Annotated in this window: 24 protein-coding genes, 2 tRNA genes and 1 pseudogene; 11 read left to right on the forward strand and 16 right to left on the reverse strand. The window is 61.4% G+C overall.

Going from position 1 to position 25,876, the window contains the following annotated elements:
• Positions 1–3: 3 nt before the first annotated feature.
• From BLU85_RS24570 to BLU85_RS24585, 4 genes are all read right to left on the reverse strand, one after another.
• Positions 4–1,350, reverse strand: a complete 1,347-nt coding sequence (locus tag BLU85_RS24570) for a sigma-54-dependent transcriptional regulator (protein WP_092204242.1) — start codon at positions 1,348–1,350, stop codon at positions 4–6.
• Positions 1,347–2,936 (reverse strand): sensor histidine kinase, encoded by a 1,590-nt coding sequence (locus BLU85_RS24575; protein ID WP_092204243.1) that lies wholly within the window; start codon positions 2,934–2,936, stop codon positions 1,347–1,349. The genes BLU85_RS24570 and BLU85_RS24575 overlap by 4 nt, the downstream gene beginning before the upstream one ends.
• Positions 2,926–3,159 carry a PP0621 family protein gene (locus BLU85_RS24580; protein ID WP_092204244.1) on the reverse strand — a complete coding sequence of 78 codons (234 nt, stop codon included), beginning with the start codon at positions 3,157–3,159 and terminating at the stop codon, positions 2,926–2,928. Before BLU85_RS24580 ends, BLU85_RS24575 begins: the two co-directional genes overlap by 11 nt.
• Before the next feature lie 125 nt (positions 3,160–3,284).
• The gene (locus BLU85_RS24585) at positions 3,285–4,301 is read right to left on the reverse strand and encodes an outer membrane protein assembly factor BamD (protein WP_092204245.1); all 1,017 of its coding nucleotides are present in this window, start codon (positions 4,299–4,301) and stop codon (positions 3,285–3,287) included.
• Positions 4,302–4,451: 150 nt separating this feature from the next.
• Here BLU85_RS24585 and rluD point away from each other — a divergent pair, with 150 nt between their 5' ends.
• The 7 genes and pseudogenes from rluD (at position 4,452) to BLU85_RS31870 (ending at position 11,061) form a co-directional block, all read left to right on the forward strand.
• Positions 4,452–5,414 carry a 23S rRNA pseudouridine(1911/1915/1917) synthase RluD gene (gene rluD / locus BLU85_RS24590; protein WP_060740571.1) on the forward strand — a complete coding sequence of 321 codons (963 nt, stop codon included), beginning with the start codon at positions 4,452–4,454 and terminating at the stop codon, positions 5,412–5,414.
• Positions 5,411–6,136 (forward strand): peptidoglycan editing factor PgeF, encoded by a 726-nt coding sequence (gene pgeF / locus BLU85_RS24595; protein WP_092204246.1) that lies wholly within the window; start codon positions 5,411–5,413, stop codon positions 6,134–6,136. The genes rluD and pgeF overlap by 4 nt, the downstream gene beginning before the upstream one ends.
• A gap of 129 nt (positions 6,137–6,265) precedes the next feature.
• Positions 6,266–8,830, forward strand: coding sequence for an ATP-dependent chaperone ClpB (gene clpB, locus BLU85_RS24600; RefSeq protein WP_053125348.1), 2,565 nt, complete (start codon positions 6,266–6,268; stop codon positions 8,828–8,830).
• Between the two features lie 299 nt (positions 8,831–9,129).
• Positions 9,130–9,205, forward strand: a tRNA-Asn gene (locus BLU85_RS24605).
• Between the two features lie 7 nt (positions 9,206–9,212).
• Positions 9,213–9,289, forward strand: a tRNA-Pro gene (locus BLU85_RS24610).
• 146 nt (positions 9,290–9,435) lie between these two features.
• Positions 9,436–10,206 (forward strand): annotated as a pseudogene (locus BLU85_RS31865) (MCP four helix bundle domain-containing protein); the annotation flags it as partial.
• The gene (locus BLU85_RS31870) at positions 10,198–11,061 is read left to right on the forward strand and encodes a methyl-accepting chemotaxis protein (protein ID WP_371128550.1); all 864 of its coding nucleotides are present in this window, start codon (positions 10,198–10,200) and stop codon (positions 11,059–11,061) included. The pseudogene BLU85_RS31865 and the gene BLU85_RS31870, both read left to right, overlap by 9 nt.
• 183 nt (positions 11,062–11,244) lie before the next feature.
• On the opposite strand, the gene BLU85_RS24620 is transcribed toward BLU85_RS31870, so the two are convergent.
• Genes BLU85_RS24620 through BLU85_RS24635 form a run of 4 tightly spaced genes read right to left on the reverse strand, consistent with a single transcriptional unit; the run spans position 11,245 to position 13,980 of the window.
• Positions 11,245–12,543 (reverse strand): NAD(P)/FAD-dependent oxidoreductase, encoded by a 1,299-nt coding sequence (locus tag BLU85_RS24620; RefSeq protein ID WP_092204248.1) that lies wholly within the window; start codon positions 12,541–12,543, stop codon positions 11,245–11,247.
• Between the two features lie 60 nt (positions 12,544–12,603).
• Complete coding sequence (locus BLU85_RS24625; protein WP_003185543.1) at positions 12,604–12,777, reverse strand: DUF3094 domain-containing protein; 174 nt, start codon at positions 12,775–12,777, stop codon at positions 12,604–12,606.
• A 52-nt stretch (positions 12,778–12,829) separates the two neighbouring features.
• The gene (locus BLU85_RS24630) at positions 12,830–13,357 is read right to left on the reverse strand and encodes an MOSC domain-containing protein (RefSeq protein ID WP_092204249.1); all 528 of its coding nucleotides are present in this window, start codon (positions 13,355–13,357) and stop codon (positions 12,830–12,832) included.
• A complete protein-coding gene (locus BLU85_RS24635; RefSeq protein ID WP_025215531.1) occupies positions 13,354–13,980 on the reverse strand; it encodes a DUF1780 domain-containing protein in 627 nt (208 codons plus the stop codon). The genes BLU85_RS24630 and BLU85_RS24635 overlap by 4 nt, the downstream gene beginning before the upstream one ends.
• 131 nt (positions 13,981–14,111) lie before the next feature.
• Here BLU85_RS24635 and BLU85_RS24640 point away from each other — a divergent pair, with 131 nt between their 5' ends.
• Together BLU85_RS24640 and BLU85_RS24645 are read left to right on the forward strand one after the other, a co-directional pair.
• Positions 14,112–14,798 (forward strand): energy-coupling factor ABC transporter permease, encoded by a 687-nt coding sequence (locus tag BLU85_RS24640; RefSeq protein ID WP_092204250.1) that lies wholly within the window; start codon positions 14,112–14,114, stop codon positions 14,796–14,798.
• Between the two features lie 63 nt (positions 14,799–14,861).
• Entirely contained in the window at positions 14,862–15,077 is a 216-nt protein-coding gene (locus tag BLU85_RS24645) for a hypothetical protein (protein WP_053125334.1), read from the forward strand.
• Between the two features lie 100 nt (positions 15,078–15,177).
• On the opposite strand, the gene yacG is transcribed toward BLU85_RS24645, so the two are convergent.
• The 5 genes from yacG to pilB are packed head-to-tail and all read right to left on the reverse strand — an operon-like array spanning position 15,178 to position 19,789.
• A complete protein-coding gene (yacG, locus tag BLU85_RS24650) occupies positions 15,178–15,378 on the reverse strand; it encodes a DNA gyrase inhibitor YacG (protein WP_092204251.1) in 201 nt (66 codons plus the stop codon).
• Positions 15,375–15,998 carry a dephospho-CoA kinase gene (coaE, locus tag BLU85_RS24655; RefSeq protein WP_072411773.1) on the reverse strand — a complete coding sequence of 208 codons (624 nt, stop codon included), beginning with the start codon at positions 15,996–15,998 and terminating at the stop codon, positions 15,375–15,377. The genes yacG and coaE overlap by 4 nt, the downstream gene beginning before the upstream one ends.
• Positions 15,998–16,867, reverse strand: a complete 870-nt coding sequence (locus tag BLU85_RS24660; protein WP_092204252.1) for a prepilin peptidase — start codon at positions 16,865–16,867, stop codon at positions 15,998–16,000. The genes coaE and BLU85_RS24660 overlap by 1 nt, the downstream gene beginning before the upstream one ends.
• Before the next feature lies 1 nt (position 16,868).
• Positions 16,869–18,086 carry a type II secretion system F family protein gene (locus BLU85_RS24665; protein WP_092204253.1) on the reverse strand — a complete coding sequence of 406 codons (1,218 nt, stop codon included), beginning with the start codon at positions 18,084–18,086 and terminating at the stop codon, positions 16,869–16,871.
• Positions 18,087–18,088: 2 nt separating this feature from the next.
• Positions 18,089–19,789, reverse strand: a complete 1,701-nt coding sequence (gene pilB, locus BLU85_RS24670; RefSeq protein ID WP_092204254.1) for a type IV-A pilus assembly ATPase PilB — start codon at positions 19,787–19,789, stop codon at positions 18,089–18,091.
• Between the two features lie 223 nt (positions 19,790–20,012).
• On the opposite strand from pilB, the gene BLU85_RS24675 reads away from it, so the two are divergent.
• A complete protein-coding gene (locus tag BLU85_RS24675) occupies positions 20,013–20,420 on the forward strand; it encodes a pilin (RefSeq protein ID WP_092204255.1) in 408 nt (135 codons plus the stop codon).
• 267 nt (positions 20,421–20,687) lie between these two features.
• Positions 20,688–21,041, forward strand: coding sequence for a BON domain-containing protein (locus BLU85_RS24680; RefSeq protein WP_092204256.1), 354 nt, complete (start codon positions 20,688–20,690; stop codon positions 21,039–21,041).
• Positions 21,042–21,417: 376 nt separating this feature from the next.
• On the opposite strand, the gene BLU85_RS24685 is transcribed toward BLU85_RS24680, so the two are convergent.
• The 3 genes from BLU85_RS24685 to BLU85_RS24695 all read right to left on the reverse strand — a co-directional run bounded on the left by BLU85_RS24685 (position 21,418) and on the right by BLU85_RS24695 (position 25,786).
• Positions 21,418–21,714 carry a DUF2845 domain-containing protein gene (locus BLU85_RS24685; protein WP_092204257.1) on the reverse strand — a complete coding sequence of 99 codons (297 nt, stop codon included), beginning with the start codon at positions 21,712–21,714 and terminating at the stop codon, positions 21,418–21,420.
• Position 21,715: 1 nt separating this feature from the next.
• Positions 21,716–24,649 (reverse strand): DUF748 domain-containing protein, encoded by a 2,934-nt coding sequence (locus tag BLU85_RS24690; protein WP_170847637.1) that lies wholly within the window; start codon positions 24,647–24,649, stop codon positions 21,716–21,718.
• 120 nt (positions 24,650–24,769) lie between these two features.
• Positions 24,770–25,786 (reverse strand): class I SAM-dependent rRNA methyltransferase, encoded by a 1,017-nt coding sequence (locus tag BLU85_RS24695; protein WP_092204259.1) that lies wholly within the window; start codon positions 25,784–25,786, stop codon positions 24,770–24,772.
• Between the last annotated feature and the right edge of the window lie 90 nt (positions 25,787–25,876).

Below are 25,876 nucleotides of genomic sequence, written 5' to 3' on the forward strand. Positions count from 1 at the left end.
GCTTTAATCCAGCCCCAACTTCTTCAACCGATACCGCATCGACCGAAACGACAACTTCAGCCGTTGCGCCGCGGCCGTGCGGTTCCAGCGGGTTTCCTCCAGGGCTTGGAGAATGAGTTTACGTTCGACGTCTTCCAGGTAGTCTTCCAGATTGTCGACCTGCATCAAGTCGGGGTTGCCGGCGTCGGTGGTGCTATTGCCCTCGGCCAGGCGCAGGTCCTCGGCTTCGATCTGCTGGTGTTCGCAAAGGGTGTGGGCGCGCTCGAGCATGTTCTCCAGTTCCCGCACATTACCTGGGAAACGATAGTGACGAAGGGCCTCCAGGGCCTGGGGATGGAGCTTCACTGCCGGACTGCCGGTGCTGGTCGCGAGACGTTGGAGCATGTGATTGGCCAGCGGTTCGATGTCTTCGCGGCGTTCGCGCAAGGGCGGGACGCGCAATTCGATGACATTCAGCCGGTAATACAGGTCCTGACGAAAGCGCCCGGCGGCCACTTCGCCGTCCAGGTCTTTATGGGTGGCGCAGAGGATTCGCACATCCATCACTTCTTCCTGCTGGCCGCCCACGGCGCGCACGGCCTTTTCCTGGATGGCGCGCAACAGCTTGACCTGCATCGCCAGGGGCAGGTCGGCCACTTCATCGAGGAACAAGGTCCCGCCATGGGCAGCCTGGAACAGTCCGGGCTTGTCTTCGATGGCGCCGCTGAAGCTGCCTTTGCGGTGGCCAAAGAACTCGCTTTCCATCAGTTCCGTGGGAATCGCCCCGCAATTGACTGGCACAAAGCTCTGGTTGGCGCGGGGGCCTTGTTCGTGGATCAGTCGGGCGACCAGTTCCTTGCCGCAGCCTGATTCCCCACTGATGTACACCGGTGCCTGGCTGCGGGCGAGCTTTTCGATCTGTTTGCGCACGTTGCGCATTGGCGGCGAGTCACCCAGCAGGCAGCGCTCGATGGTGCTGGTCGGTGTGGCGATGGGTGGCAGGCGCAGGGCGCTGGTGACCAGCTCCCGCAGCCGACCCAGGTCGACCGGCTTGGTCAGGAAATCGAAGGCGCCGGCCTTGAGGGCGTCGATGGCGGTTTCCAGGCTGCCATAGGCGGTGATCATCGCCACGGGCAGCTGTGGATAACGTTGCTGGATGTGCTGCACCAGCTCCAGGCCGGTGCCATCGGGCAGGCGCATGTCGGTCAGGCACAGGTCGAAGGCATCCCCCGTCAGCAAAGCTTGGGCCTCGGCAAGGTTCTTGGCGCTGCGGGTGTCGAGTTTCATCCGGCCCAGGGTGATGTCCAGGAGTTCGCGGATGTCCGGTTCGTCATCGACGATCAGGATTCGTTGCCGTGAGCGATTATTCAAAGCTGTTTCCGTCCGTGAGCAAAGGTGATGCGAAAGCAACCGCCGCCTTGGCGTGGTTTGAAGTCTAGGCGGGCTTGATTGCTTTCGCACAGCTCACGGGACAGATAGAGCCCGAGGCCGGTGCCCTGGCTACTGGTGGTAAAGAAGGGCTCGAACAAGTGCGCCTGCTGCTCCGGCGTTACACCGGGGCCGTTGTCGATGATGTCCAGTGTCGACAGCTGGCTGTGGGGGTCGATGAACAGTTTCAACCAGGCCTCGGCCTGTTCATGGACCATTGCGCTGTGACGCCAGGCGTTGCGCAGCAGGTTGTCGAGTACCTGGGTGAGCTGGTCGGGGTCCATCAGTGTGGTGTAGTCCCCCGGCTCGATGCTCAGATGCAGTCGCTGGCGTTCGGCCATGCTTTCGCGGGCCTGCCGGACGAATTGGTCGAGCCAGGTGCGCAGGTCGAGGCGCTGGGGTGTGGTTTGTTGGCGGCGAGACAGTTGCAGAACGTTTTCAATGACGCGATTCATTCGTTGGGAGTGATCTTGAATAATCTGCGTCAGACGTTGATCCGCGTCGTTCAGTTCCTCGGATTCGCGCAGCAATTGCGCCGCGTGACTGATGGCGCCCAATGGGTTGCGGATTTCATGGGCGATACCGGCAGTGAGGCGCCCGAGGGAAGCGAGTTTCAACTGCTGGGCCTGTTGGGCGACCTGGGCCAGGTCTTCAAGGAACACCAGGACCTGCTGCTGATCGTGATACCCCAGGGCGATGAAGCTCGGTTGCAGGGTCAGGCCCGTGCCGGTAACGGTCAGGCTGGACGGGCGCAGGCTGGGGTTGTTCCGCCACAATTGCAGGCGTTCGACCAGGGCCGTGGCGTAATCGTCGAGTTGCTGGCCGACCAGATCGTGCATGCCCAGCAGGTTCAGCGCGCTTTCGTTGGCCAGTTGCACCCGACGCTCACGGTCAAGCACCAGGATGCCGGTGCGCATGCGTTGCAGGATCAGGGCGTTGAGCGCTTCCAGGCCGATCACTTCGCTGGCCCGTTGCTCGGCCAAGGTTTCGCTGGCTTCCAAGCGTCGGGTCAGGCCCTGCACCAGCAGCGCGGCGGCAAAGCACAGTGCCCCGAGGGTACCGGCCTGCAAGTAACTGCTGGGACGGTTCGAGTCGCTCAAGCCAAGAAAGAAGCTCGAACCGACGATGCCGAGGGTGGCGACGGCCGCGATCAACAGGCCGATCCGGCCTCGCAGCAGCGTGTTGCCGATGGCCACCGAGACAATGAGCAGGTTGCCGATGGCACTGGGCACGCCGCCGGCTGCGAAAAACAGCCACGAAAGCAACAGCACGTCGGCGAGGGCCAGGCCGAACAGCCGGGCAGGGCGACGCGTGTTCTCAAGGAACACCACCAGCAGAATGTTCAGCACCAGGTACAACCAGCTGCCGCTGCGCAGCAGGTCGTCGTTGGCGAACTCCAGCAGGCGGTTGTCCATGTTGCTGGAGATCAGCAGCACCAGGGTGATGCCGATGCTCAGGCGGTACAGGTGATAGAGACGCAGCAGGCGCTGCGTCTGTTTGACGCGTGGGCTTGAGGCCTCAGCGCTCACGATTGCCCGGGCCTTGCTCGAGGTGAGCCTGGCTGCAATACCATTGTTGTTCGAGGGCCAGCGCCCGGTCACGGGGCAGGTGCACGCCGCATTGGGCGCAGCGCACCATGGGCTGTGCGTCCTGCTCCCGGGGAGCGTTCGGCGCGGAGGAGGCGCCCTTGAACTTGCGCCAGAACCATACAGCGGCGGCAATCAGGGCTATCCAGAACAGTAAACGAAGCATGATGGGCGGCTTTTCGGCTAATGATCCGGCAGTTTAGCCAAGGACACGAACGGCGCACAGGGCAATAAAACCCGGGCATGAAAAAGGGAGACCGCCGGGTCTCCCTTTTTGCGCTTGCCCTGGTCTCAGTCGAACAGGCCGAAGGTCAGGTGGCTGAACCAGGAACGGTCGCTGGACTCGTTCTCGGGCTCTTCTTCTTCGATCACGTCGCCGTTTTCATCCTTGGGCTTGAGTTCGTTCGGAATGGCTTCCTTGGCATCCTGGAACTGACGCTGTACGTCCTGGTTGGCGCGGGTTTCGCCCGGCGGCAGCGGTGGACGGGATTCGATCAGGCCCAGGGTCGCCTTGCTCAGCCACGAACGGTTGTCCGCTTCGTCGACCCGTGGGGTGAACTGGCCATCGACCAGCGACGGGTGGTCCGGGTAGTTCAGCTTGAGGGTTTCCAGGCTGGTGGCCGCCAGGTCGTCCAGGTGCAGGCGCTGGTAGGCTTCGGTCATCACCGCCAGGCCGTCACCCACCGAAGGGGTTTCCTGGAAGTTTTCCACCACGTAGCGGCCACGGTTGGCGGCGGCGACGTAGGCCTGACGGGTCAGGTAGTAGTCGGCCACGTGGATTTCGTAGGAAGCCAGCAGGTTGCGCAGGTAGATCATGCGCTGCTTGGCGTCCGGCGAGTAGCGGCTGTTGGGGAAGCGGCTGGTCAGCTGGGCGAACTCGTTGTAGGAGTCGCGCGCGGCGCCCGGGTCACGCTTGGTCATGTCCAGCGGCAGGAAGCGCGCCAGCAGGCCGACGTCCTGGTCGAAGGAGGTCAGGCCCTTGAGGTAATAGGCGTAATCGACGTTCGGGTGCTGCGGGTGCAGACGAATGAAACGCTCGGCGGCGGACTTGGCGGCTTCCGGCTCGGCGTTCTTGTAGTTGGCGTAGATCAGCTCCAATTGGGCCTGATCGGCGTAGCGTCCGAACGGATACCGCGACTCCAGCGCCTTCAGCTTGGCGGTGGCGCTGGTATAGCTGTTGTTATCCAGGTCGTTCTGCGCCTGTTGGTACAGTTCGACTTCGCTCAGGTTTTCGTCTACGACTTCCTTCGACGAGCAAGCAGCAGTCAATGCGAGGATGGCGATCAGCAGCAGGTGTTTCACTTGCATGGCGGCTTGCGTCCCTATGACGGCCGCTGTCTTGGGCGGGGCCGTCCTGTTATGATGAGCGCCCCGTTGAAAGCCTCGGGGCAAAAGACGCCGTATTTAACCACAAGCGCGCAGCCGAAACCAAAGGCTGTGCCGACGCCCAGTCCGAGCATGTCCGATAAAATAGAACTTCGCGCAGAGGTGCCGTCCGAATTGGGCGGCCAACGCCTCGATCAAGTCGCCGCACAACTCTTTGCCGAGCACTCTCGCTCGCGCCTTTCCGCCTGGATCAAGGACGGCCGCCTGACTGTGGATGGGGCGGTGATTCGTCCGCGCGACATCGTCCATGGCGGCGCCATCCTCGAACTGACTGCCGAGCAGGAGGCCCAGGGAGAATGGGTCGCCCAGGACATTGCCCTGGACATCGTCTACGAAGACGATGACATCCTGGTGATCAACAAGCCTGCGGGCCTGGTGGTGCACCCGGCGGCCGGTCATGCCGACGGCACGCTGCTCAACGCCTTGCTGCACCACGTACCGGACATCGTCAATGTGCCCCGTGCCGGTATCGTGCATCGCCTGGACAAGGACACCACCGGCCTGATGGTGGTGGCCAAGACCATCCAGGCACAGACACAGCTGGTCACACAGCTGCAAAGCCGCAGTGTCAGCCGCATCTATGAATGCATCGTGATCGGGGTCGTCACCGCCGGTGGCAAGATCAACGCCCCGATCGGTCGTCACGGCCAGCAGCGCCAGCGCATGGCGGTGATGGAAGGTGGCAAGCAGGCGGTCAGCCACTATCGTGTGCTGGAGCGTTTCCGTTCCCACACCCACGTGCGGGTCAAGCTGGAAACCGGTCGTACCCACCAGATCCGTGTGCACATGGCCCACATCAATTTCCCGTTGGTGGGCGACCCGGCCTATGGCGGTCGTTTCCGCATTCCGCCAGCCGCCAGCCAGACCATGGTCGAATCGCTGAAGAACTTCCCGCGCCAGGCGTTGCACGCGCGTTTCCTGGAGCTCGATCATCCGACGACCGGCAAACGCATGAGCTGGGAATCACCGTTGCCGGATGATTTCGTCTGGCTGCTGACGTTGCTCAAGCAGGACCGCGAGGCGTTCGTCGGATGAGTGCCTGGCTGACGCCCGACTGGCCCGCGCCGGCCCGGGTCAAGGCCTGCGTCACCACCCGCGAGGGCGGCGTCAGCCTGGCGCCGTTCGACAGCCTCAACCTGGGCGACCATGTGGGCGACGACCCCACGGCCGTCGCCGAAAACCGCCGTCGTCTCATCGACCGATTCGTCATCACCCCGGCCTGGCTGCAGCAGGTCCACGGCATTGCCGTGGTCGAGGCTGACCCGACCCGGGTGGCGACCGCCGATGCCAGTTGGACCGCCACGCCGGGTATCGCTTGCACGGCGATGACCGCCGATTGCCTGCCGGTGCTGTTCTGCAACCGTGCCGGCACCCGTGTCGCGGCGGCCCATGCCGGTTGGCGTGGGCTGGCGAACGGTGTGCTGGAAGCCACCCTCGACAGCCTTGCCGTGCCCGCGAATGAAGTCCTGGCCTGGCTCGGCCCGGCCATCGGGCCGCAAGCGTTCGAAGTCGGGCCGGAAGTGCGTGAAGCCTTCATCGCGCAACGGCCTGAAGCGGTAGAAGCCTTTGCCGCGAGCCCCAATGCCGGCAAGTTCCTCGCCGACATCTATCAGTTGGCCCGCTTGCGGCTGGCGGCGCGTGGTGTCACCGCGGTGTACGGCGGTGGCCTCTGCACCGTGAACGACCCACGTTTCTTCTCCTACCGGCGCAACCCGCGCACCGGCCGCTTTGCCTCGCTGATCTGGATCGAACGCTAGACTTCCCTGATCTGCATCAAGGCTGCGCTGCTTGAAACTTCCAGAATCGACCACATCTATAAGGGTATCTGGCAGGTTTCTTCATTCAGGATGTGTTTAGGTCCGGCCTGCTCAAAAGGAAGGTGACCCATGCGTATTGATCGTTTAACCAGCAAATTACAATTGGCCCTGTCCGATGCCCAGTCCCTGGCCGTCGGCCTGGACCATCCCGGTATCGAACCGGCGCATTTGATGCAGGCCATGCTCGAACAGCAGGGCGGCTCCATCAAGCCCCTGTTGATGCAGGTCGGCTTTGACGTCAACAGCCTGCGCAAAGAACTGGCCAAGGAGCTCGACCAGTTACCCAAGATCCAGAATCCGACCGGTGACGTGAACATGTCCCAGGATCTGGCGCGGCTGCTCAACCAGGCCGACCGCCTGGCCCAGCAGAAGGGCGACCAGTTCATTTCCAGCGAATTGGTGCTGCTCGCCGCCATGGACGAGAACAGCAAGCTCGGCAAGCTGCTGCTCGGCCAAGGGGTGAGCAAGAAAGCCTTGGAAAATGCCATCAACAACCTGCGTGGCGGCGAGGCGGTCAACGACGCCAACCACGAGGAGTCGCGCCAGGCGCTGGACAAATACACCGTCGACCTGACCAAGCGCGCCGAGGAAGGCAAGCTCGACCCGGTGATCGGTCGTGACGATGAAATCCGCCGCACGATCCAGGTGCTGCAACGCCGCACCAAGAACAACCCGGTGCTGATCGGTGAGCCAGGCGTGGGTAAAACCGCCATTGCCGAGGGCCTGGCCCAGCGCATCATCAACGGCGAAGTGCCGGACGGCCTCAAGGGCAAGCGCCTGTTGTCCCTGGACATGGGGGCCTTGATCGCCGGTGCCAAGTACCGTGGCGAGTTCGAAGAACGGCTCAAGGCGTTGCTCAATGAACTGTCCAAGCAGGAAGGGCAGATCATCCTGTTCATCGACGAACTGCACACCATGGTCGGTGCGGGCAAGGGCGAGGGTTCGATGGACGCCGGCAACATGCTCAAGCCTGCGTTGGCCCGGGGCGAGTTGCACTGCGTCGGCGCGACCACGCTCAACGAGTACCGCCAATACATAGAGAAGGATGCGGCGCTGGAGCGGCGCTTCCAGAAAGTGCTGGTGGAGGAACCGAGCGAAGAAGACACCATCGCCATCCTGCGCGGCCTTAAAGAACGCTATGAAGTTCACCACAAGGTGGCGATCACCGACGGCGCGATCATCGCTGCGGCCAAGCTCAGCCACCGCTACATCACCGATCGTCAATTGCCGGACAAGGCCATCGACCTGATCGACGAGGCGGCCAGCCGCATCCGTATGGAAATCGACTCCAAGCCCGAAGTGCTGGATCGCCTGGAGCGGCGCCTGATCCAGCTCAAGGTCGAGTCCCAGGCCTTGAAGAAAGAAAGCGACGAAGCGGCGAAGAAACGTCTGGAAAGGTTGCAGGAAGAAATCGTTCGTCACGAACGCGAGTATTCCGACCTCGAGGAGATCTGGAACTCGGAGAAAGCCGAGGTCCAGGGCTCGGCGCAGATCCAGCAAAAGATCGAACAGTCCCGCCAGGAACTGGAAGCGGCTCGCCGCAAAGGCGACCTCAACCGCATGGCCGAGCTGCAGTACGGGGTGATCCCGGACCTGGAGCGCAGCCTGCAGATGGTCGACCAGCACGGCAAGAGCGAAAACCAGTTGCTGCGCAGCAAGGTCACCGAGGAAGAAATCGCCGAAGTGGTGTCCAAGTGGACCGGCATTCCGGTCTCGAAAATGCTCGAGGGCGAGCGCGACAAGCTGCTGAAGATGGAAAGCCTGCTGCACCAGCGCGTGATAGGCCAGGAAGAAGCGGTAGTGGCGGTCTCCAACGCTGTGCGCCGGTCCCGCGCCGGGTTGTCGGACCCTAATCGTCCAAGTGGCTCGTTCATGTTCCTCGGCCCGACCGGCGTTGGTAAAACCGAGCTGTGCAAGGCGCTGGCCGAGTTCCTCTTCGACACCGAAGAGGCCATGGTGCGCATCGACATGTCCGAGTTCATGGAGAAGCATTCCGTGGCACGGCTGATCGGTGCTCCACCGGGTTATGTCGGCTATGAAGAGGGCGGTTACCTGACCGAGGCTGTGCGTCGCAAGCCGTACTCGGTGATCCTGCTCGATGAGGTCGAGAAAGCGCACCCGGATGTGTTCAATATCCTGCTGCAAGTGCTGGAGGATGGTCGCCTGACCGACAGCCACGGACGTACGGTGGACTTCCGCAACACGGTGATCGTGATGACCTCCAACCTGGGTTCGACACAGATCCAGGAGTTGGTGGGCGACCGTGAGGCGCAGCGCGCGGCGGTGATGGACGCGATCTCTACCCACTTCCGCCCGGAATTCATCAACCGGGTCGACGAGGTGGTGATCTTCGAGCCGTTGGCCCGGGATCAGATTGCCGGCATTACCGAGATCCAATTGGGTCGTCTGCGCAGCCGTCTCACCGAGCGCGAGCTCAAGCTTCAATTGAGCGACGAGGCCTTGGACAAGCTGATCGCGGTGGGTTACGACCCGGTCTATGGCGCGCGGCCGCTCAAACGAGCGATCCAGCGCTGGATCGAAAACCCGCTGGCGCAGTTGATTCTGTCCGGTCGCTTCATGCCGGGCGAAACCGTGACCGGTACGGTGGAGAACGACGAAATCGTCTTCAACTGAAGGCTGGCTCTGCCGACGATGGAAATGGCCTTGCCTTGCAAGGCCATTTTTTTCATCAGGCCGTTGAACTCAAAGGAAAAGGCTTGTAAAGTGCGCCCCGCAGTACGTCACCCCAAGGACGACTTCTCACTGGGAAGTAATCCAAAATAAGTTGCAAATCATTGTCTTGAAAGCAATTTAAGGGGTTGACAGAGGTTTTGAAGATTGTAGAATAGCGCGCCTCAGACACACGAACGCAGCGATGCGCAAGGGTAGAAGAGGTTGAAGCTAGCTTCAATGTTGTAGCTTGAAATATCAGTTCCGTGATAGCTCAGTCGGTAGAGCAAATGACTGTTAATCATTGGGTCCCAGGTTCGAGTCCTGGTCACGGAGCCATTTCAATCGGGGTATAGCGCAGTCCGGTAGCGCGCCTGCTTTGGGAGCAGGATGTCAGGAGTTCGAATCCCCTTACCCCGACCATATTGAAAATCCTCGTATCGAAAGATACGGGGATTTTTTTTGCCTGCAATAAAGTGGACTGACTTAAGTCGTCGTACGACCTGCCGATAACCTAGCGACAGGGGCGTGGCCCCACCTCAGGCCAACAATAAAAAAAGGCACCCCTTATGGTTCTTCGTCAGTTGAATATCGCCCCGCGTGCCGCGTTGGGTTTTGCCTTGATTGCCGTGCTGGTGGCGTTGCTCGGGGTATTCGCGCTGGGGCAGATGTCCAGCATCCGTGACAGTGAAGTCGCCGTGGAAACCCAATGGCTGCCCAGCATCCGTGGAGGGGACGAGATTCGCGAGTGGATGCTGCGTATCCGCACGATTTCCCTGCGCATGGCCCTGGACCAGGACCCGAAGAATATCCCGGTGTACCGCGGACAAATGGACACCCGCGACAAAGAACTGGGGGAAAAAATCGCTGCCTATGAAAAACTCGTCGTCACGCCTGAAGGCAAGGCCCTTTACGACCAGTTCAAGCAGACCTTTGCCGCTTACCGCACGGGCATCGCCCAATCCTTCACCCTGGCCGAGCAGGGCCGGCGGGACGAGCTGATCAAGCTGCTGCTGGTGGACATGAAGACCGTGGTGGATGGTTCCGGTAAACAGCTCAATGACTTGGCGGAGTTGTTCTCCAAGCAGGTGTCCATCGAAAGCCAGAAGTCCCAGGAGCACTACGTCAATTCCCGGATGATCGTCAGCCTGTTCGTGGTGCTCGCGGCCCTGGCCACGGTCGTGCTGGCCATGCTGCTCACCCGCAGCATCGTCAAGCCCTTGGGCGAGGCGCTGAATGCCGCTGAGAACGTGGCCCGAGGCGACCTGACCCGACCGATCGAGACCCATGGCAACGACGAAGTGAGCCGTTTGCTCAAGGCGCTGGCGACCATGCAGCAGAACCTGCGGGAAACCCTGCAGGGCATCAGCGGCTCGGCTGCACAGCTGGCCACCGCCGCTGATGAGCTGAACACTGTCACGCTCGACAGCACCCACAGCCTGCAACAACAGAATAACGAAATTGAACAAGCGGCCACCGCGGTCACTGAAATGACCACGGCCGTGGAAGAGGTCGCGCGCAATGCGGTTTCCACCTCCGATGCCACGCGTCAGTCCAGTGAATCGGCGTCCCTGGGGCAGCAGCGGGTCAGCGACACGGTCGATGCCATCGGCGCTCTTGCCAGCGATGTGCAGGTGACGGGTGGGCTGGTGCAATCGTTGGCCAACCAATCGCAGGATATCGGCAAGGTGCTGGATGTGATCCGCGCCATCGCCGAGCAGACCAACCTGCTGGCCCTCAACGCCGCCATTGAAGCGGCCCGGGCGGGTGAGAGCGGGCGTGGGTTTGCGGTGGTGGCGGACGAAGTCCGGGCGCTGGCTTATCGCACGCAGCAATCGACCCAGGAAATCGAGCAAATGGTCCAGGGCATGCGCAGCGGTGCCACCCAGGCACTCGATTCCATGCAGGCCAGTTCGACTCGCGCCGCCAGCACCCTGGCCATGGCGGAGCGGGCAGGGGACGCGCTGCAGACCATCACGGCCTCGGTCAATGAAATCCACGAACGCAACCTGGTCATCGCCAGCGCCGCCGAAGAACAGGCGCAAGTGGCCCGCGAGGTGGATCGCAACCTGGTGAACATTCGTGATTTGTCGGTGCGCTCGGCTTCCGGCGCGGGCCAGACCAGTGCCTCCAGCCATGAGTTGTCGCAACTGGCCAATTCGCTGCGCACGATGGTGCAGCGGTTTCAGGTTTGATTGATGGATCGCTCGGACAGAGATTCTGCCCGAGGTTAAGTATTGATTGCGCCGCCGTCATCGCGAGCAAGCTCGCTCCCACAGGATGACCGCGATCAACTGTGGGAGCGAGCTTGCTCGCGATTGCGGTAGATCATTCAGTGTCAATGTTGTTGATACACCGCAGTCGTCAGCGGTTCATCCTCAGTGCAACTTGAGCCTGGGCTCGGTCCCGCGCCCGATCTTGCTGCCCAGCATCAGCATGGCCGTGCGGAACATCCCGTACAGCGCCATCTGGTGCATGCGGTACAGCGAGACGTAGAACATCCGCGCCAGCCAGCCTTCGAGCATTACGCTGCCGGTCAGGTTGCCCATCAGGTTGCCCACCGCCGAGAACCGCGACAGCGAAATCAGCGAGCCGTAGTCGGTATATTTGTAGTCGGGCAGGGCCTTGCCTTCGATCCGCAGCTTCAGGGATTTGGCCAGCAGCGAGGCCTGCTGGTGCGCGGCCTGGGCGCGGGGCGGAACATTGCGATCGCTGCCGGGTTGCGGGCAGGCGGCGCAATCGCCGAAGGCGAAGATGTTCTCGTCGCGGGTGGTCTGTAGCGTCGGCAGCACGTGCAGCTGGTTGATCCGGTTGGTCTCCAGTCCGTCGATGTCCTTGAGGAAGTCCGGGGCGCGAATCCCGGCGGCCCAGACTTTCAGGCTCGCGTCGATCACTTGGCCGTCCGCGGTAATCAGGCTTTCGGCGGTCACCTGGCTTACGGAAGCATTGGTCATGACGTTGACCCCGAGTTTCTCCAGGGTCTTGTGCACCGGTCCGCCGATACGCTCCGGCAGCGCTGGCAAGACCCGTGGACCGGCCTCGATCAGGGTGATGTGCATGTTCTCCGGTTTGATCCGGTCCAGGCCATAGGCGTGCAGTTCGTGAGCGGCATTATGCAGCTCGGCCGCCAGTTCGACACCGGTCGCACCGGCGCCGACGATGGCGACGCTGATGCGCTCGACAACATCGGTCTGTCCGGCGTGGGCACGCAGATAGTGGTGGAGCAATTGCTGATGGAAGCGCTCGGCCTGCTTGCGCGTGTCGAGGAACAGGCAGTGCTGCGCCGCGCCTTCGGTACCGAAGTCATTGGTGGTGCTGCCGACGGCAATCACCAGGCTGTCGTAACCCAATTCCCGAGCCGGCAACAGCTCGACGCCCGCCTCGTCATAGGTGGCGGCCAGCTGGATTCTCTTGCGCTCCCGGTCCAGGCCGCTCATGCGCCCAAGCTGGAACTCGAAATGGTTCCATTTTGCCTGGGCGACGTAGTTGAGTTCGTCTTCGGAGGAGTTCAGGGAACCGGCAGCCACTTCATGCAGCAGGGGTTTCCAGATGTGGGTCAGGTTCGCGTCGACCAGCATCACGCTGGCCGTGCCACGCTTGCCCAGAGTCTTACCCAGACGGGTAGCCAACTCCAGGCCGCCGGCGCCGCCGCCAACGATGACAATACGATGAGTCATGGGGATATCTCGCAAGGCTAAAGGAATTCGGTGCCGTTACCCGAGCGAGCGCCAGGCGGCTCATAGCGTCAGGTAACTGATCAGTCGGCTCAACAGGCCCAGGCCGATGGTCACGGCCAGTACCACCACCAGGAGCATCCACGGCCGGAAAGGCCGGCGCTCGACTCGGTGCTGGGACAGTTGCAGGTACTCTTCGACATGCTTCTGGTCATCTGGGTTCAGGCGGCTGGTCATAAAGGCCTCGTCAGGTAGACGTTGCGAAAGGTGAAGACGTTACAGCGTCCGGCTAGCCGGCATTGAAAGCTGCGTAGCCGCTCGCCGGCACAGGTTCGACGCTCAGGCTGTCGTCCAGGCGAATGATTCCACTTTTTAACACCCGGGCGGTGATTCCGCCATGGCCGCGTACGGCCTGGAACGTCCCTTCGCCGAGGTTTCGCTCCAATCGGGCACAGGGCTGGCACCAGCCGGTGGTTTCAAAGATGGCTTGGCCGATGCGAAAGCGCCGGCCCTTGAGGCTGAACAGATTGATGCCACTGACCACAATATTGCGTCGCAGCTCATGTGGCAGCACCGGCCGGTCCTCGGGGCGGCCCATCAGCGAGCCGATCACGGCCAGGTGCTCCCATTGGATCAACGTCACTTGTCGCGCATTGCGTACTCCGGGGCGGGCATGATCGCCGGTCAGTCCGGCTTCCAGGCGGGCTTCCACGGCGTCCAGTTCGATCATCGGCGCGTGACCCTGGGGGCGCACGCCAATCCAGCGTACGCGGCCCTGCTGCGGCACGGCGGCAATCAGTTCCTGCAATGGGCTCACAGGCTGATACCGACGTCGAACACGATGCTGCGCCCCAGGTTGCCTCGCAAAAAGTCTGGCGCGTCGGGATGGGCGAACAGCACCCGGGCAAACGTCGGCCCCACCAGCGACAGCGAGCGCCAGCCCTGGCGCAGGTATTCGGTCGGCGGTGGAAAGTGACTGTTGAGGTCCAGCACTTCGCGCTTGAGGCTGGCGAAGGCGATGATGTCCAGGTCGCCCAGGTCCATGCCGCGCTCGGTGTAGTTGTGGGCTTTCTTGCGCAGGGTAGGGGCCAGGCGCATCAGGAATTCATTGGCCGGGATTCGCCGGGGCTTGGCCTCGCGACGTACCAGTTGGCTCAGGGAAAAGGCGCTGCGGCGACGTTGCAATTCATCGCGCCATTCGTCATTGAGGCGGCGGCCCTCGTCGAGCACGAAAAATACCTCGAAATTGGCATCGCGAAACAATACGTCCGGTGGCTCGCCGGCCGGGGCGAATTCGTCGGCGCGATAAGGCACGTTCAGCCCTTGCAACAGACGCTGGCAGACCCAACGCTCACGCTCCCATTTGCGGGCATTGGAGAGAAAGGCGTTGGCTTGCTCGGCCGCGATGGTCAGCAGGCGTAAATAATCGGAATCATCCATGAGCCCAAGCTTAGCGTTCAATTGCGACAAGCTGAAAGCGTTGCGTGGATTAATGGGTGTTATGGGGGAGGTGTAGACTGCTGGCTTGAAGTAACCCTGTTCGAGGCAGGGGCAAGCGAAAGGAGTAGTCCATGATCGGTGCTGAACTGCTATCACCGCAAACCCTGGCGGTCGGTTGGCTGGTTTATGTGCCGGTGCTGGCCTGGGCCGTGGCGCGGGCACCATGGGTCGAGCTGTTCACCGACAGCCGTCGCCAGCATCTGTTGTTCGGCACGGTGCTGGCGTTGTTCATGCTGTGGCTGGTGCGACGGGATTTCGATACGGGGGTCTCGTATCATTTCATCGGCATGACCGCCGTGACGCTGCTGCTGGACTGGCCATTGGCGATTCTGGGTGGCCTGTGCGCGCAGATGGCGCTGGTGCTGCTGGGGCGTCAGGACATGGCGGCGGTCGGGGTCAACGGGGCGCTGCTGATCCTGCTGCCGGTGCTGATCACCGAATGTTGCGCAGTCCTGGTGGAGCGCGCCCAGCCGCGTAACCTGTTTGTGTATATCTTTTGTTCGGGGTTCCTGGCCGCCGCGCTTTCGGCACTTGCCTGCCTGCTGCTGGGGCTCGGTTTGCTCTGGTACGACGGCCTGTTTGCCATGCCTTACTGGCTGGAGGATTTCATCGGCTACCTCTGGTTGATCATTTTCCCAGAGGCCTTCATCAACGGCATGGTGATCAGTGCGTTGGTGGTGTTCAGCCCCGAATGGCTGGAAACCTTCAACCGCACGCGCTACCTGTCGGCACCGTGGAATGACGATGACAAGCCTTGATTCACGTCAAGGCTGACCCACCGCATGCCCTGCATGCTCTGGAAAACTTCCAGGAGTACAACCATGAGTGTTTATGAGTGGGCCAGGCAAGAGATCAGGCGTAGCCACGATGCCGCAATGGAGATCGGTTTCGACCCGGGCTTGAGCCTGCGTGCCTTGCTCAGTGCGATCGTGCAGCAGAGCAAGACAGTGCGCAGCGCTGAAGACCTGGCCGACGAGTTGAGTTTCCTGGCGGAAAACCTCGACGACGAACAGGACTACGGTTTCATGCGGCCTTAATGGCGAATGCTGCACACCCAAGGAAACGATGACTCTGTGGCGAGGGGATAAATCCCCTCGCCACAATGACTCAGACCTTTCCTGAGTGAGCGACACTGCCTTAATGCCGAGACTCGAAATCTTCGCTGAACAGCTCATCCTCGGCGTCGGGGCTGACCGGGATCTTGTGTTCTTCCGACGCCCAGGCGCCGAGGTCGATCAGTTTGCAGCGATCGGAACAGAACGGCCGGAATGTGCTCTGCGGGCTCCATTCCACAGGGGCGCCACAGGTTGGGCAATCAACGGTTGGGGTTTGGCTCATGAGTGGCCTCCACGCAAAGTAAGGTAAAAGTGATGCAGGCGCTCGACCTCGCTGTGCAGCCAGGCGAGGTCGCGATCATTGACCACCACGTCATCGGCATGGCTCAGGCGATCCTGGCGGCTGGACTGGGCCTTGAGGATCGCCTGGACCTGCTGTTCGCTGGTCTGGTCGCGTTGCAACGTACGTTCGATCTGCAGTTGTTCCGGCGCGTCGATCACCAGGATCCGCTGGGTCATGGCGTACTGCCCTGACTCGATCAGCAGCGGCGACACCAGGATCGCGTAGGACGATTGTGCCTGAGCCAGGTGATGGGCGATTTCCTCGGCGATCAGCGGATGCAGCAGCGCTTCGAGCCAGCGGCGTTCATCGGCATGCTCGAAAATCAGCTTGCGCAGCGCCGCCCGGTCCAGGGCACCGTCGGCCTGCAATACGCCAGGGCCGAAGTGCTCGGCGATTTTCGCCAGCGCCGGGCGTCCGGGTTCGACCACCCAGCGTGCCGCATGATCGGCGTCGATGACGTGCACACCCAGATCGATGAAATGCTGGGCCGCCGCGCTCTTGCCGCTGCCGATGCCACCGGTCAGGCCGAGAATCCAGGGTTTTTCCAGAGGGGTATTCATTAGAAACCGACAGAGTGCCAATAGAAGTCGGTTATTTGACCACCCCAGAGCAAGGCAATCCAGCCGGCAATGGCCAGATAAGGTCCGAAGGGGATTTGCGTCGACCGGGGAGCGTCACGCAAGCGCAGCACAATGACCCCGATAACGGCGCCCACCAGCGACGACAACAGCAGCGTCAGCGGCAGCACCTGCCAGCCGCCCCAGGCGCCCAGCATCGCCAGCAGCTTGAAATCCCCGTAGCCCATGCCTTCCTTGCCGGTGATCAGCTTGAACACCCAGAACACCGACCACAGCGTCAGGTAGCCGGCCACCGCGCCCCACATCGCCTGGTCCAGGGAAACGAACAGCCCGAAGCTGTTGACGATCAAGCCCAGCCACAACAACGGCAACACCAGGGTATCGGGCAGCAGTTGATGCTCGGCATCGATCAGGCTCATGGCCAGCAGGCCCCAGGTCAACACCATCACCATCGCGGCGTGCCAGCCAAAGCCGAAATGCCAGGCGACGAACGCCGACAACGCGCCGCAGGCCATTTCGGTCAGGGGGTAACGCTTGCCGATGGGCGCGGCGCAGCTCGAACAGCGGCCACGCAGCATCAGGTAGCTCAACAGCGGAATGTTCTCCCAGGCGCGGATGCGATGGCCGCAGTGCGGGCATTGGGAATGGGGCAGCATGAGGTTGTAGACCGGGCCCGGGGTCTCGGCCGGCAGGCCCAGCAGGTCGTGGGCTTGCAGGCGCCATTCGCGGTTGAGCATCTTCGGCAGGCGCCACACCAGCACATTGAGGAAACTGCCGACGATCAGGCCGAGCAAAGCCGCAACAAGCACGAAAGCCACGGGATACAGCACGAAAAATTCGCTCAGGGGCATGTCAGATCGCAGAGCCGAGTTGAAAGATGGGCAGGTACATGGCAACCACCAGGCCACCCACGACGACCCCCAGGATCACCATGATGAAGGGTTCCATCAGGCTGGTGAGGTTGTCCACCAGATTGTCCACTTCGGCCTCATAAAAACTCGCCACCTTGTCGAGCATGTCGTCCAGCGCGCCGGATTCCTCGCCGATGGCGGTCATCTGGATGGCCAGGTTCGGAAAGATCCCTGACGCGCGCATGGAAAAATTCAACTGCATGCCGGTGGAGACGTCCTGGCGGATGCGCTGCACGGCGCGTTTGAACACCACGTTGCCGGTGGCGCCCGATACCGAGTCGAGGGCTTCGACCAGCGGCACGCCGGCGGCGAATGTCGTCGAGAGCGTGCGGGCGTAGCGGGCCACGGCGGACTTGTACATCAAGGCGCCTATCAGCGGTAGCTTGAGTAGCCATTTATCGCGCCAGTCACGAAAGCGCTCGGAACGCCGGAGCGCGTATTTCACGCCAAAAAACGTCCCCACAAATCCGCCAAGCACCACCCACCACCATTCCTGCAAGAATTCCGACAGGCCGATGACCATCACCGTGAAAGCCGGCAGCTGCGCTCCGAACCCGGAGAAGACCGATTCGAATTGCGGTACCACCTTGACCAGCAGGATGCCGGTGACCACCGCCGCGACGAGTATCACCGCCGTCGGGTAGGTCATGGCTTTCTTGATCTTGGTCTTGAGCGCTTCGCTCTTTTCCTTGTAGGTCGCGACCCGGTCCAGCAGTGTGTCCAGGGCACCGGCCTGTTCACCGGCATCCACCAGGTTGCAGTACAAATCGTCGAAATACTGCGGGCATTTGCGCAGCGAGGCGGCGAAGCTGTTGCCAGCGGCGACTTCCTGCTTCACCTGGTCCACCAGCTTGCGCATGTTGGCGTTGTCGAAGCCTTCGCCGATGATGTCGAACGCCTGCAACAGTGGCACGCCAGCCTTGAGCATCGTTGCCATCTGGCGGGTGAAGAGGGCGATATCCAGCGGCTTGATGCGCTTGCCCTTGCTGAATATCGAGGTGGATTTCTTGCGCACCTTCTCCGGGTTGATGCCTTGTTTGCGCAGTTGTGCTTTGACCAGGGCCGGGCTCTGTCCCGTCAGCTCGCCGGTCATTTTCGCGCCTTTGCGGTCTTTGCCTTCCCACGTATAGACGTCGGTTTTTACTGCCTTGACCGCCATGCTCAATCCTTGGTGACCCGGTTGATTTCCTCGAGGCTGGTGACGCCTTGCATCACTTTGAGCAGCCCCGATGTGCGCAGGTCATTGAAGCCGTCCTTGCGCATTTGCAGATCGATTTCCAGCGAGTTGCCCTCGGCCATGATCAACCGTTGCAGCTCGGGCGTGTTCTTGACCACTTCGTAAACCCCCACGCGCCCTTTGTAACCGTGGTTGCACTGTTGGCAACCGACCGGCTCATAGATCGTGAATGTGCCGATGCGTTCCCGGGGGAAACCTTCCTTGAGCAGGGTTTCCTCGGGAATCTCGATGGCTTTCTTGCAGTGGGGGCAGAGCTTGCGCGCCAATCGCTGGGCGATGATCAGGTGCACGGCGGTGGCGATGTTGAAGCCCGGGATGCCCATGTTCTGCAAGCGGATCAGGGTTTCGGCGGCGCTGTTGGTATGCAGTGTGGAGAGCACCAGGTGCCCGGTCTGGGCGGCCTTGATGGCGATTTCGGCGGTCTCCAGGTCGCGGATCTCGCCGACCATGATCACGTCCGGGTCCTGGCGCAGGAACGAGCGCAGGGCCTGGGCGAAGTCCAACCCCTGGCGCGGGTTCACGTTGACCTGGTTGATGCCTTCCATGTTGATCTCCACCGGGTCTTCGGCGGTGGAAATATTGATGTCCACGGTATTGAGGATATTCAGCCCGGTGTACAGCGACACGGTCTTGCCCGAGCCGGTCGGGCCGGTGACCAGGATCAGCCCTTGCGGTTGCTTGAGGGCGGCCATGTACAGGTCTTTCTGATCCGGCTCGTAGCCCAGGGCATCGATGCCCATCTGCGCGCTGGAGGGGTCGAGGATCCGGATCACCACTTTTTCGCCCCAGAGCGTCGGCAGGGTGTTGACCCGGAAGTCGATGGACTTGGTTTTCGACAGGCGCATTTTCAACCGGCCGTCCTGGGGTTTGCGCCGTTCGGAAATATCGAGACTGGCCATGACCTTCAGGCGGGCGGCGATACGGGTCGCCAGTTGGATCGGCGGCCGGGCCACTTCCCGCAGCATGCCGTCGGTGCGCACCCGCACCCGGTAGATTTTTTCGTAAGGCTCGAAGTGCAGGTCGGAAGAGCCGCCCTTGATCGCGTCCAGCAGCATCTTGTTGACGAAACGCACCACGGGCGCGTCGTCGGTGTCCTGGCCGCCGATGGCGTCCTGCTTGGAATCGTCGATCGATTCGATGTCCAGGCCGTCCAGGTCGACATCGCCCATGCCTTCCAGGCCCGTGCTACTGGACTCGAAAAACTTTTCGATGGCGTCGCTGAGCTTGTCGTCCTCCACCAGGATGGCTTCGGTGGTCAGGCCGGTACTGAATTGAATGTCATTGATGGCCTGGTGATTGGTGGGGTCGGAGATGCCCACGAACAACTTGTTGCCGCGCCGCCACAGCGGCAGGGCGTGATGTTGGCGCACCAGTTTTTCGCTGACCAGGCCCGTGGGCTGGGTTTCCTTGTCCAGGCTGTTCAGGTCCAGCAGGGCGACGCCGAAATGCTCCGAGGCGATCTCCGCGACCTGACGACTCTGGACCAGTTTGTGCTGCACCAGGTAGCTGACCAGCGGGGTGCGACTGCGTTGGGCCTGTTGATATGCCTGTTGCGCACTTTGCTCGGTGAGCAGTTCAGCCAGCACCAATTGCTTGGTCAGACCGCTGAGGGCGATGTCATTCATGGGGATTCCGGCGGCAGACAGTTCATGACTTATAGCCTAGTCAAGCATCGACGCCAAACCAGCGGGGCAGGGTGACAAAAAATGTCAGATAGTGCGGTTGTTGAGGTAGGACGTCGCTGTTGTGCGGGTTCAACCCCTTTATTGATGGTGCTTTAGGGTTGGCATGTGCCCTGCAATGGTTGTTTCAGGTCATGAGATTTCGACTCATGCTATGGAGATGTCTATGAGCAAGCAAAAAGGTTTTACCCTGATCGAGCTGCTGATCGTCGTGGCGATCATCGGCATTCTGGCGACGTTCGCGTTGCCGCAGTACTCCAGGTATCAGGCGCGGGCGAAGGCTACCGCCGGGCTGGGGGAAATCTCGGCGCTGAAGGTCGCGTACGAGGATCAGATGAATCAGGGAGTTACTCCAACGTTGGCCCTCATGAACGCCCCGACCACAACCAGTAACTGCACAATTTCGGTAACAGGTACGGCTGCGGCAGGGGGCACCATCGTTTGTACCCTTCTGAACGCCCCTGCCTCCGTAGCGGGTAAGACGATCACCCTCAGCCGTGATGTCAACGGCGCCTGGACATGCGCATCCAACGCACCCAAGGAATACCTGCCGACCGCTTGCCCTGGCGTTTGATACTTGCGCGGCGAGTAGGGCCGCTCCCTCGCTGTGCAAACCCTTCTTGACTCATCAGCTTAGCGGCAAGGCAGAATCGGCAAGTTGCATGTTGAAAACGGGAGGCTCATGCAATTTGCATGATTGTGAATTTTGCCGCTTCGCTTAACTAATTGATTTATAAGGAATTAGTTGATTTCTAAAAACTGGCACGGCCTTCGCACTACTCCTGATAACCCTGCCGGGATGCACCTCCGGCAGTTTCTGAGAAAAACAGGAGTTACTCGTATGAAGAAGTTCGCTATCACTGCCGCCGCTGCTACCGCACTGACCCTGACCATGGCTAGCGCATTCGCCGAGACCACTCAAGCAACTCAGGCGCCAATGATGCTGGCTGCTGGCGAAGTGACCAAGGCTAAGGAAGAAACTTCCGATACCTGGATCACTACCAAAGTCAAAGCTGACCTGGTCACCGAAAAAGGCATCCCTGGCACTGATATCAAAGTCGAAACCAACAAAGGCGTTGTGTCCCTGTCTTCCACTGTTGCCGTGACCGAGGCTCAGAAAACCACCGCCGTGGCAATCGCCAAGAAAATCAAAGGCGTCAAGGCCGTATCGGCTGACGGCCTGAAAGCCGAGTAAGGCCAAGACTTCTCGCCTGGACTGGGAGAGGGCGCGGCAAGCGGGCTGAGTCATACGCTTGCCGTTGCTTTTGGAGTTCATGCGAAAGGCCACAGGGACGTGGCCATTACAGGCCCCCGGCATTCGTGCCGGGGGCCTGTTCTATTCTGGGGTGGAAAAAATGTGCGGTCCGGCCGGGGATACCGAGTTGCCCTTATCGCGAGCAAGCTCGCTCCCACAGGGATCGAGTTCCTTCAGAAAAAGTGATCAAGCTGTTCCACAGGGACCAAGTTCTTTCAGAAGAAAGTGATCAAGCCTGTTCCACAGGGATCGAGTTCTGCCAGAAGGAATGCGGTCAAATGTGGGAGCGAGCTTGCTCGCGATGGCGGCGGCACATTCACTGCCCCCGCTTGCTGGTGATCTGCACCAGCCGATTCCCCTCGAAACGCAGGTACTGATACATGCCGCTGTTGGGCCCGTAGGTCCATTCCTCCACCGGGTATTCTTCCCGGCGATTGACACTGCGTTTATAGCCCAGGTCATCCCGCGCCACAGGCTGCCCGCACTTTTGCAGCACTTCGCTGGAGCGGTCACCGACGCTGATCAACTGGCTGCCGCACCGCAGCGTATCGGCCGCCGACGCTTGGCCGGCGGCGAGCAATAGACCCAGGCTGAGCCCGTACACACACTTCATGTCATTCAGCATCCAGGTGCAGAGGAGTGATTACGCGGCCGTCGCTTTCGGCCTGGCCGAGGCTGGCGTCGATGAAATACACGCGGTCGTCGGCCAATTGGCCTTTGTCCACCAGGAAGTCCTTGATGCTGCTGGCCCGCTCCTGTCCCAGTTGACGCAATAGCACGTCGCTGCCGCTCCAGAACTTGATCACGCTTTCGCGCAGTTTCTCGATGCGCGCCTTTTTATCCAGTTGCGCCCATTCGGCAGGCGGCTGAGTCTTGAGGCGCGTGCGGTAGATGCCTTCGAGCAGGGGGGGCTTTTCATCCTCGGGCACCTGTATCAGCGAGGCCTGGGCCGGTACTTTGTCGCCCCGACGTTGCAGCATCTTGTAGTAGTTGTACTGGTATTCGCGTTCCAGACGCTGGGCGGCGAGCAATGGACCGTCGCTGCTTTCGGCGGCGGTGCCTTCGATCTCCAGGCGCAGCTCCGGTCGTTTGCCCAGGGCTTCGGACAGTTTGAGCAGCACGCTTTCGTTATCCTTGCTCAGGTCGCTGGAACCCGGCGCAAATGCCACGCTGCCCAAGTCTTCCGAACCGCCCCCGGCCACCAGCCCGCCGATGAGCTTGAAGGGTGCCTGGGCCGCGCGGACCACCAGGTTGCGCAGGGTCTGCCAGACAATCGGCATGACACTGAACTGTGGATCGTTGAGGTTGCCGCTGACCGGCAGTTCGATGGAAATCTTGCCCTCGGAGTCCTTGAGCAAGGCGATGGCCAGCTTCAACGGCAGGCTCACGGCGTCCGGGCTGTCGACTTTTTCCCCCAACTGCAGTTGTTCGACCACCACCTTGTTCTCCGCCTGGAGCTGGCCCTTGGTGATTCGGTAATGCAGGTCGAGATTGAGCCGGCCCTTGCGGATGCGATAGCCGGCGAACTTGCCGGAATAGGGCGTCAGGGTCGTCAGCTCGACCCGTTTGAAACTGGTGGCGATGTCGAGGCTGGCCATCGGATCGAAGGGGTTTACCGCCCCCTTGATGGTGACCGGCGCGTAACGGTCGACCTTGCCCTTGACGTCCACGCTGGCCGGTTGGGCCTGGCGGCTGTCGATGGTGCCGATCTGGCCATTGAGTTGCTGGATGGCCGTGGCGAAATTGGGCGTCAGGCTGAAGTCGGCGAAGTTGGCCGAACCGTCGTTGATGGCGATGCCGCCGATGTGGATGCCCAGCGGTTTTTCCTGGGACTTCGGTTTTGGCGCGGTGCTCTTCGCGCCGCTGTCGGCCGGTTGCGGGATCAGCAGGTCATCGACATTGGTGGTGCGGTCGTCGTTGATCATGAAGCGCGCGTAAGGCTGGAACAGGTTGACCTTGTCGATGGACAGGCTGTCACCGTGCTGATAATCGAGGCCTTCGACCACCAGACGCTGCCACTTGAGGAAGTCGCGGGTCTTGAGGGTGTCGAGGGTGTGCAACTGCTCGACCTGGGCGCGGCCGGTGACGGCGAATGCCAGCGGCTCGGTGCTCTTGAGGTCGACCGCCAGGTCACTGCCGAGCATCCCGGAGCGCAGTTCCAGGCGAATGAACGGGTTGATGTAGGACTGGGCGACGCGCAGGTCGATGTCCTGGGTCTTGACCTTGAGCCTGGCGCTGATCGGGTTCAGGTTGACCTCGCCATCGGCCAGGATCTTGCCCTGTTTGCCCAGCCCGGTATCCAGCTTGAGGGTAAAGGGCGAGCCGTTGAGGGTGTCGTAGTTCTGCAGGTCGAGGTTCAGCGGGCCGACCTCCAGGGCCACGGCGGGCTGCGCCTGGCGGTCGGCCAAGTGCACCTGGTAGTCGCGCAGTTGCACGTCCTTGAGCAGCACTTGCCACGGTTTGCTGGGCGGTGCCGGTTCAGGTTTTGGCGAGTCGGCCGCCGCCGGAGCGGATGCCGGTTCTGCCTTGACTTGCGGTTTTGCGGGCTGGCTGGCGAAGAGCTTCTGCCAGTCCAGTTGCCCGTCCGCCTCGCGAGCGGCCCAGGTTTCCAGCTTCTGGCTGCGGATCTTGCCGACCACCACTTGCTGCTTGGCCAGGTCCACCGTGGTTTCGCTCACGTCCAGGCGTTCGAGTTTCACCAGTGGGCGGCCATCGGGGGCCTTGATCGCCAAGGGCGCGACGCTGACCGCGACGTTGTTGAGCAGCAGTTCGGTGCCCTTGGCCAGGTTGAGCTTGTAGTCGGTGCTCAGGTTCAGGACACCGTTTTCCAGCACCAGCGGTACGGCGTCGCGCACATAGGGCCACCAGGCTTTCATCTGGCCGCCAGTGACTTTGAGTGTGCCTTGGGAGGCAATCGGTGTGAGGCTGAAATTACCGGTCCAGTCGATCTGTCCGCCTTCGGGGCCGGCGGCCACCAGGGTCATGTCGGCATTGTCGTCGGGCAGGGTGCTGAGATTCTTCAGCTCGAAATCGAGGGTGTCGTAGAGAAACTCGATGGGCTCACTGGGCCGCAAGTCCTGGAAATGCACGTAGCCGCCGGCCAACTTGATTCGATCGACCCGCAGGGGAAACGGCTTGGCCTCGGGATCGGCGGGCGTCGGTTCGCTGGCCGGCAGCTTGAACAGGCCCAGCAGGTTCAACTGACCGTCCTTGGCGAACACGACTTCGGTCTTGGGCTTGTCCATCTCGATGTCGATCAGGTGCAGAGCGCCGGACCACAAGCTGTCGAGTTGCAAATTGGCGTACAGCCGTTCGAAGCCGACCTGTTCCTTGCCTGGCTCGCCGATATTCAGGCCCCAGAGGGTGACTTCAAGGCTGAAGGGATTGAGTTCCACACGCTGGATCTGCGCCGGCACTGTCGCATGGGCGGCCAGTTGCTGGTTGGCGATACGCAAGGCGATGCCTGGCAAAATCAGAAAACCCAACAGACTGTAGAGGGCCAGTGCGGTCAACAGGGCGCCGAAAGCGCGAATCAATCCTTTGGGCATGTGCGGCTTCATCTAGTGTGAATTCGGAGTGCCTTGGAGTATGGCATGCGTTTACGGTTCCGAAGCCACTGTGATTTATGAGAATTGTCTGGTTTTCTCGGTGAAAATTCCGACGCGGGCCTAGAACTGGAGGATCAACGTCTTGAGCGGTGGCTGCCGGTCCAGGGAAGGGAAATCGCTGCCGGGCGTCAGCACGCTCCACTCGCGCACCGGGCGACCGGCTTTTTCCGCACAGCGCAGTACCTGTTCGCGCCAGTCGTCCATGGACACTTTTGCCAGGTTGTTGCAGCAGATCAGCACGCCATTGTCGGCGGTGGTGAGCAATGCCGGCTTCAGCAGGCTTTGGTAGTCGCGCAACAGGTCGACGGTGCCGAATGCACTTTTGGCCCAGGCCGGTGGATCGAGCAGCACCAGGTCGTACTGGCGTTGTTCCAGGCGCACGTAGCTCGGCAGTTTTTGCCCGCGACGCTGGCTGATGGGCAGGCCCGCCAGTTGGCGAATCGCCGGGAAGTAATCCGACTGCACGAACGCCATCGGTGGCAAATCGGGGTTGAGCAGGCCGTTTTCGCGACCCACCGCCAGGTTGCCTTCGGCGAAGTCCAGGTTGCACACCTCCCGCGCGCCACCGGCCGCTGCGCTCAGGCCGACGCCGCAGGTGTAGGCGAACAGGTTCAACACGCTTTTGCCGCGGCTGTGTGCCTTGACCCAGCCCCGGGCGTTGCGCAGGTCGAGAAACAGCAGTGGATCCTGCCCGGCATGGCGGCCACGAACGCGATAATTCAAGCCCCATTCATGCCCGACCAGGTCTTGCAGGGCGGCTTCGTCTGCCTGATAGACCGTGTCCTGGCGGTCGACGCGCGAATTGCCCCGGGCGCGGTCGTTGTAGACCAGCAGGGTTTCCAGGCCCAGTCGTTCGTTGACGAGGCCGTGCAGTTGCAGCAGGTCGTCCCGTTCCAGCGACTGATGGAAGCTCTGCACCAGCAGTTGCGGGCCGTAGCGGTCGACGGTCAGGCCGGGTGCGCCTTCCTGGCTGCCGTGGAACAGGCGATAGCAGTCGGTGCCTTGCGCGTGCAGTTGGCCGAGCAGCTCCTGACGCTGGTCGAGGGCGGCGCGCAGCGCCTGATTCAAGGAAGACATGCCGGGCGCGCCTTAGAGAAATGAGGCGCGGGAGTTTAGCAGTTATGGCTGGCGTGGTCCCTGTGAGAGCGAGCAAGCTCGCTCCCACTG

It is taken from the genome of Pseudomonas sp. NFACC14 (genome assembly GCF_900106885.1).
GTDB lineage: Bacteria > Pseudomonadota > Gammaproteobacteria > Pseudomonadales > Pseudomonadaceae > Aquipseudomonas > Aquipseudomonas fluorescens_AA.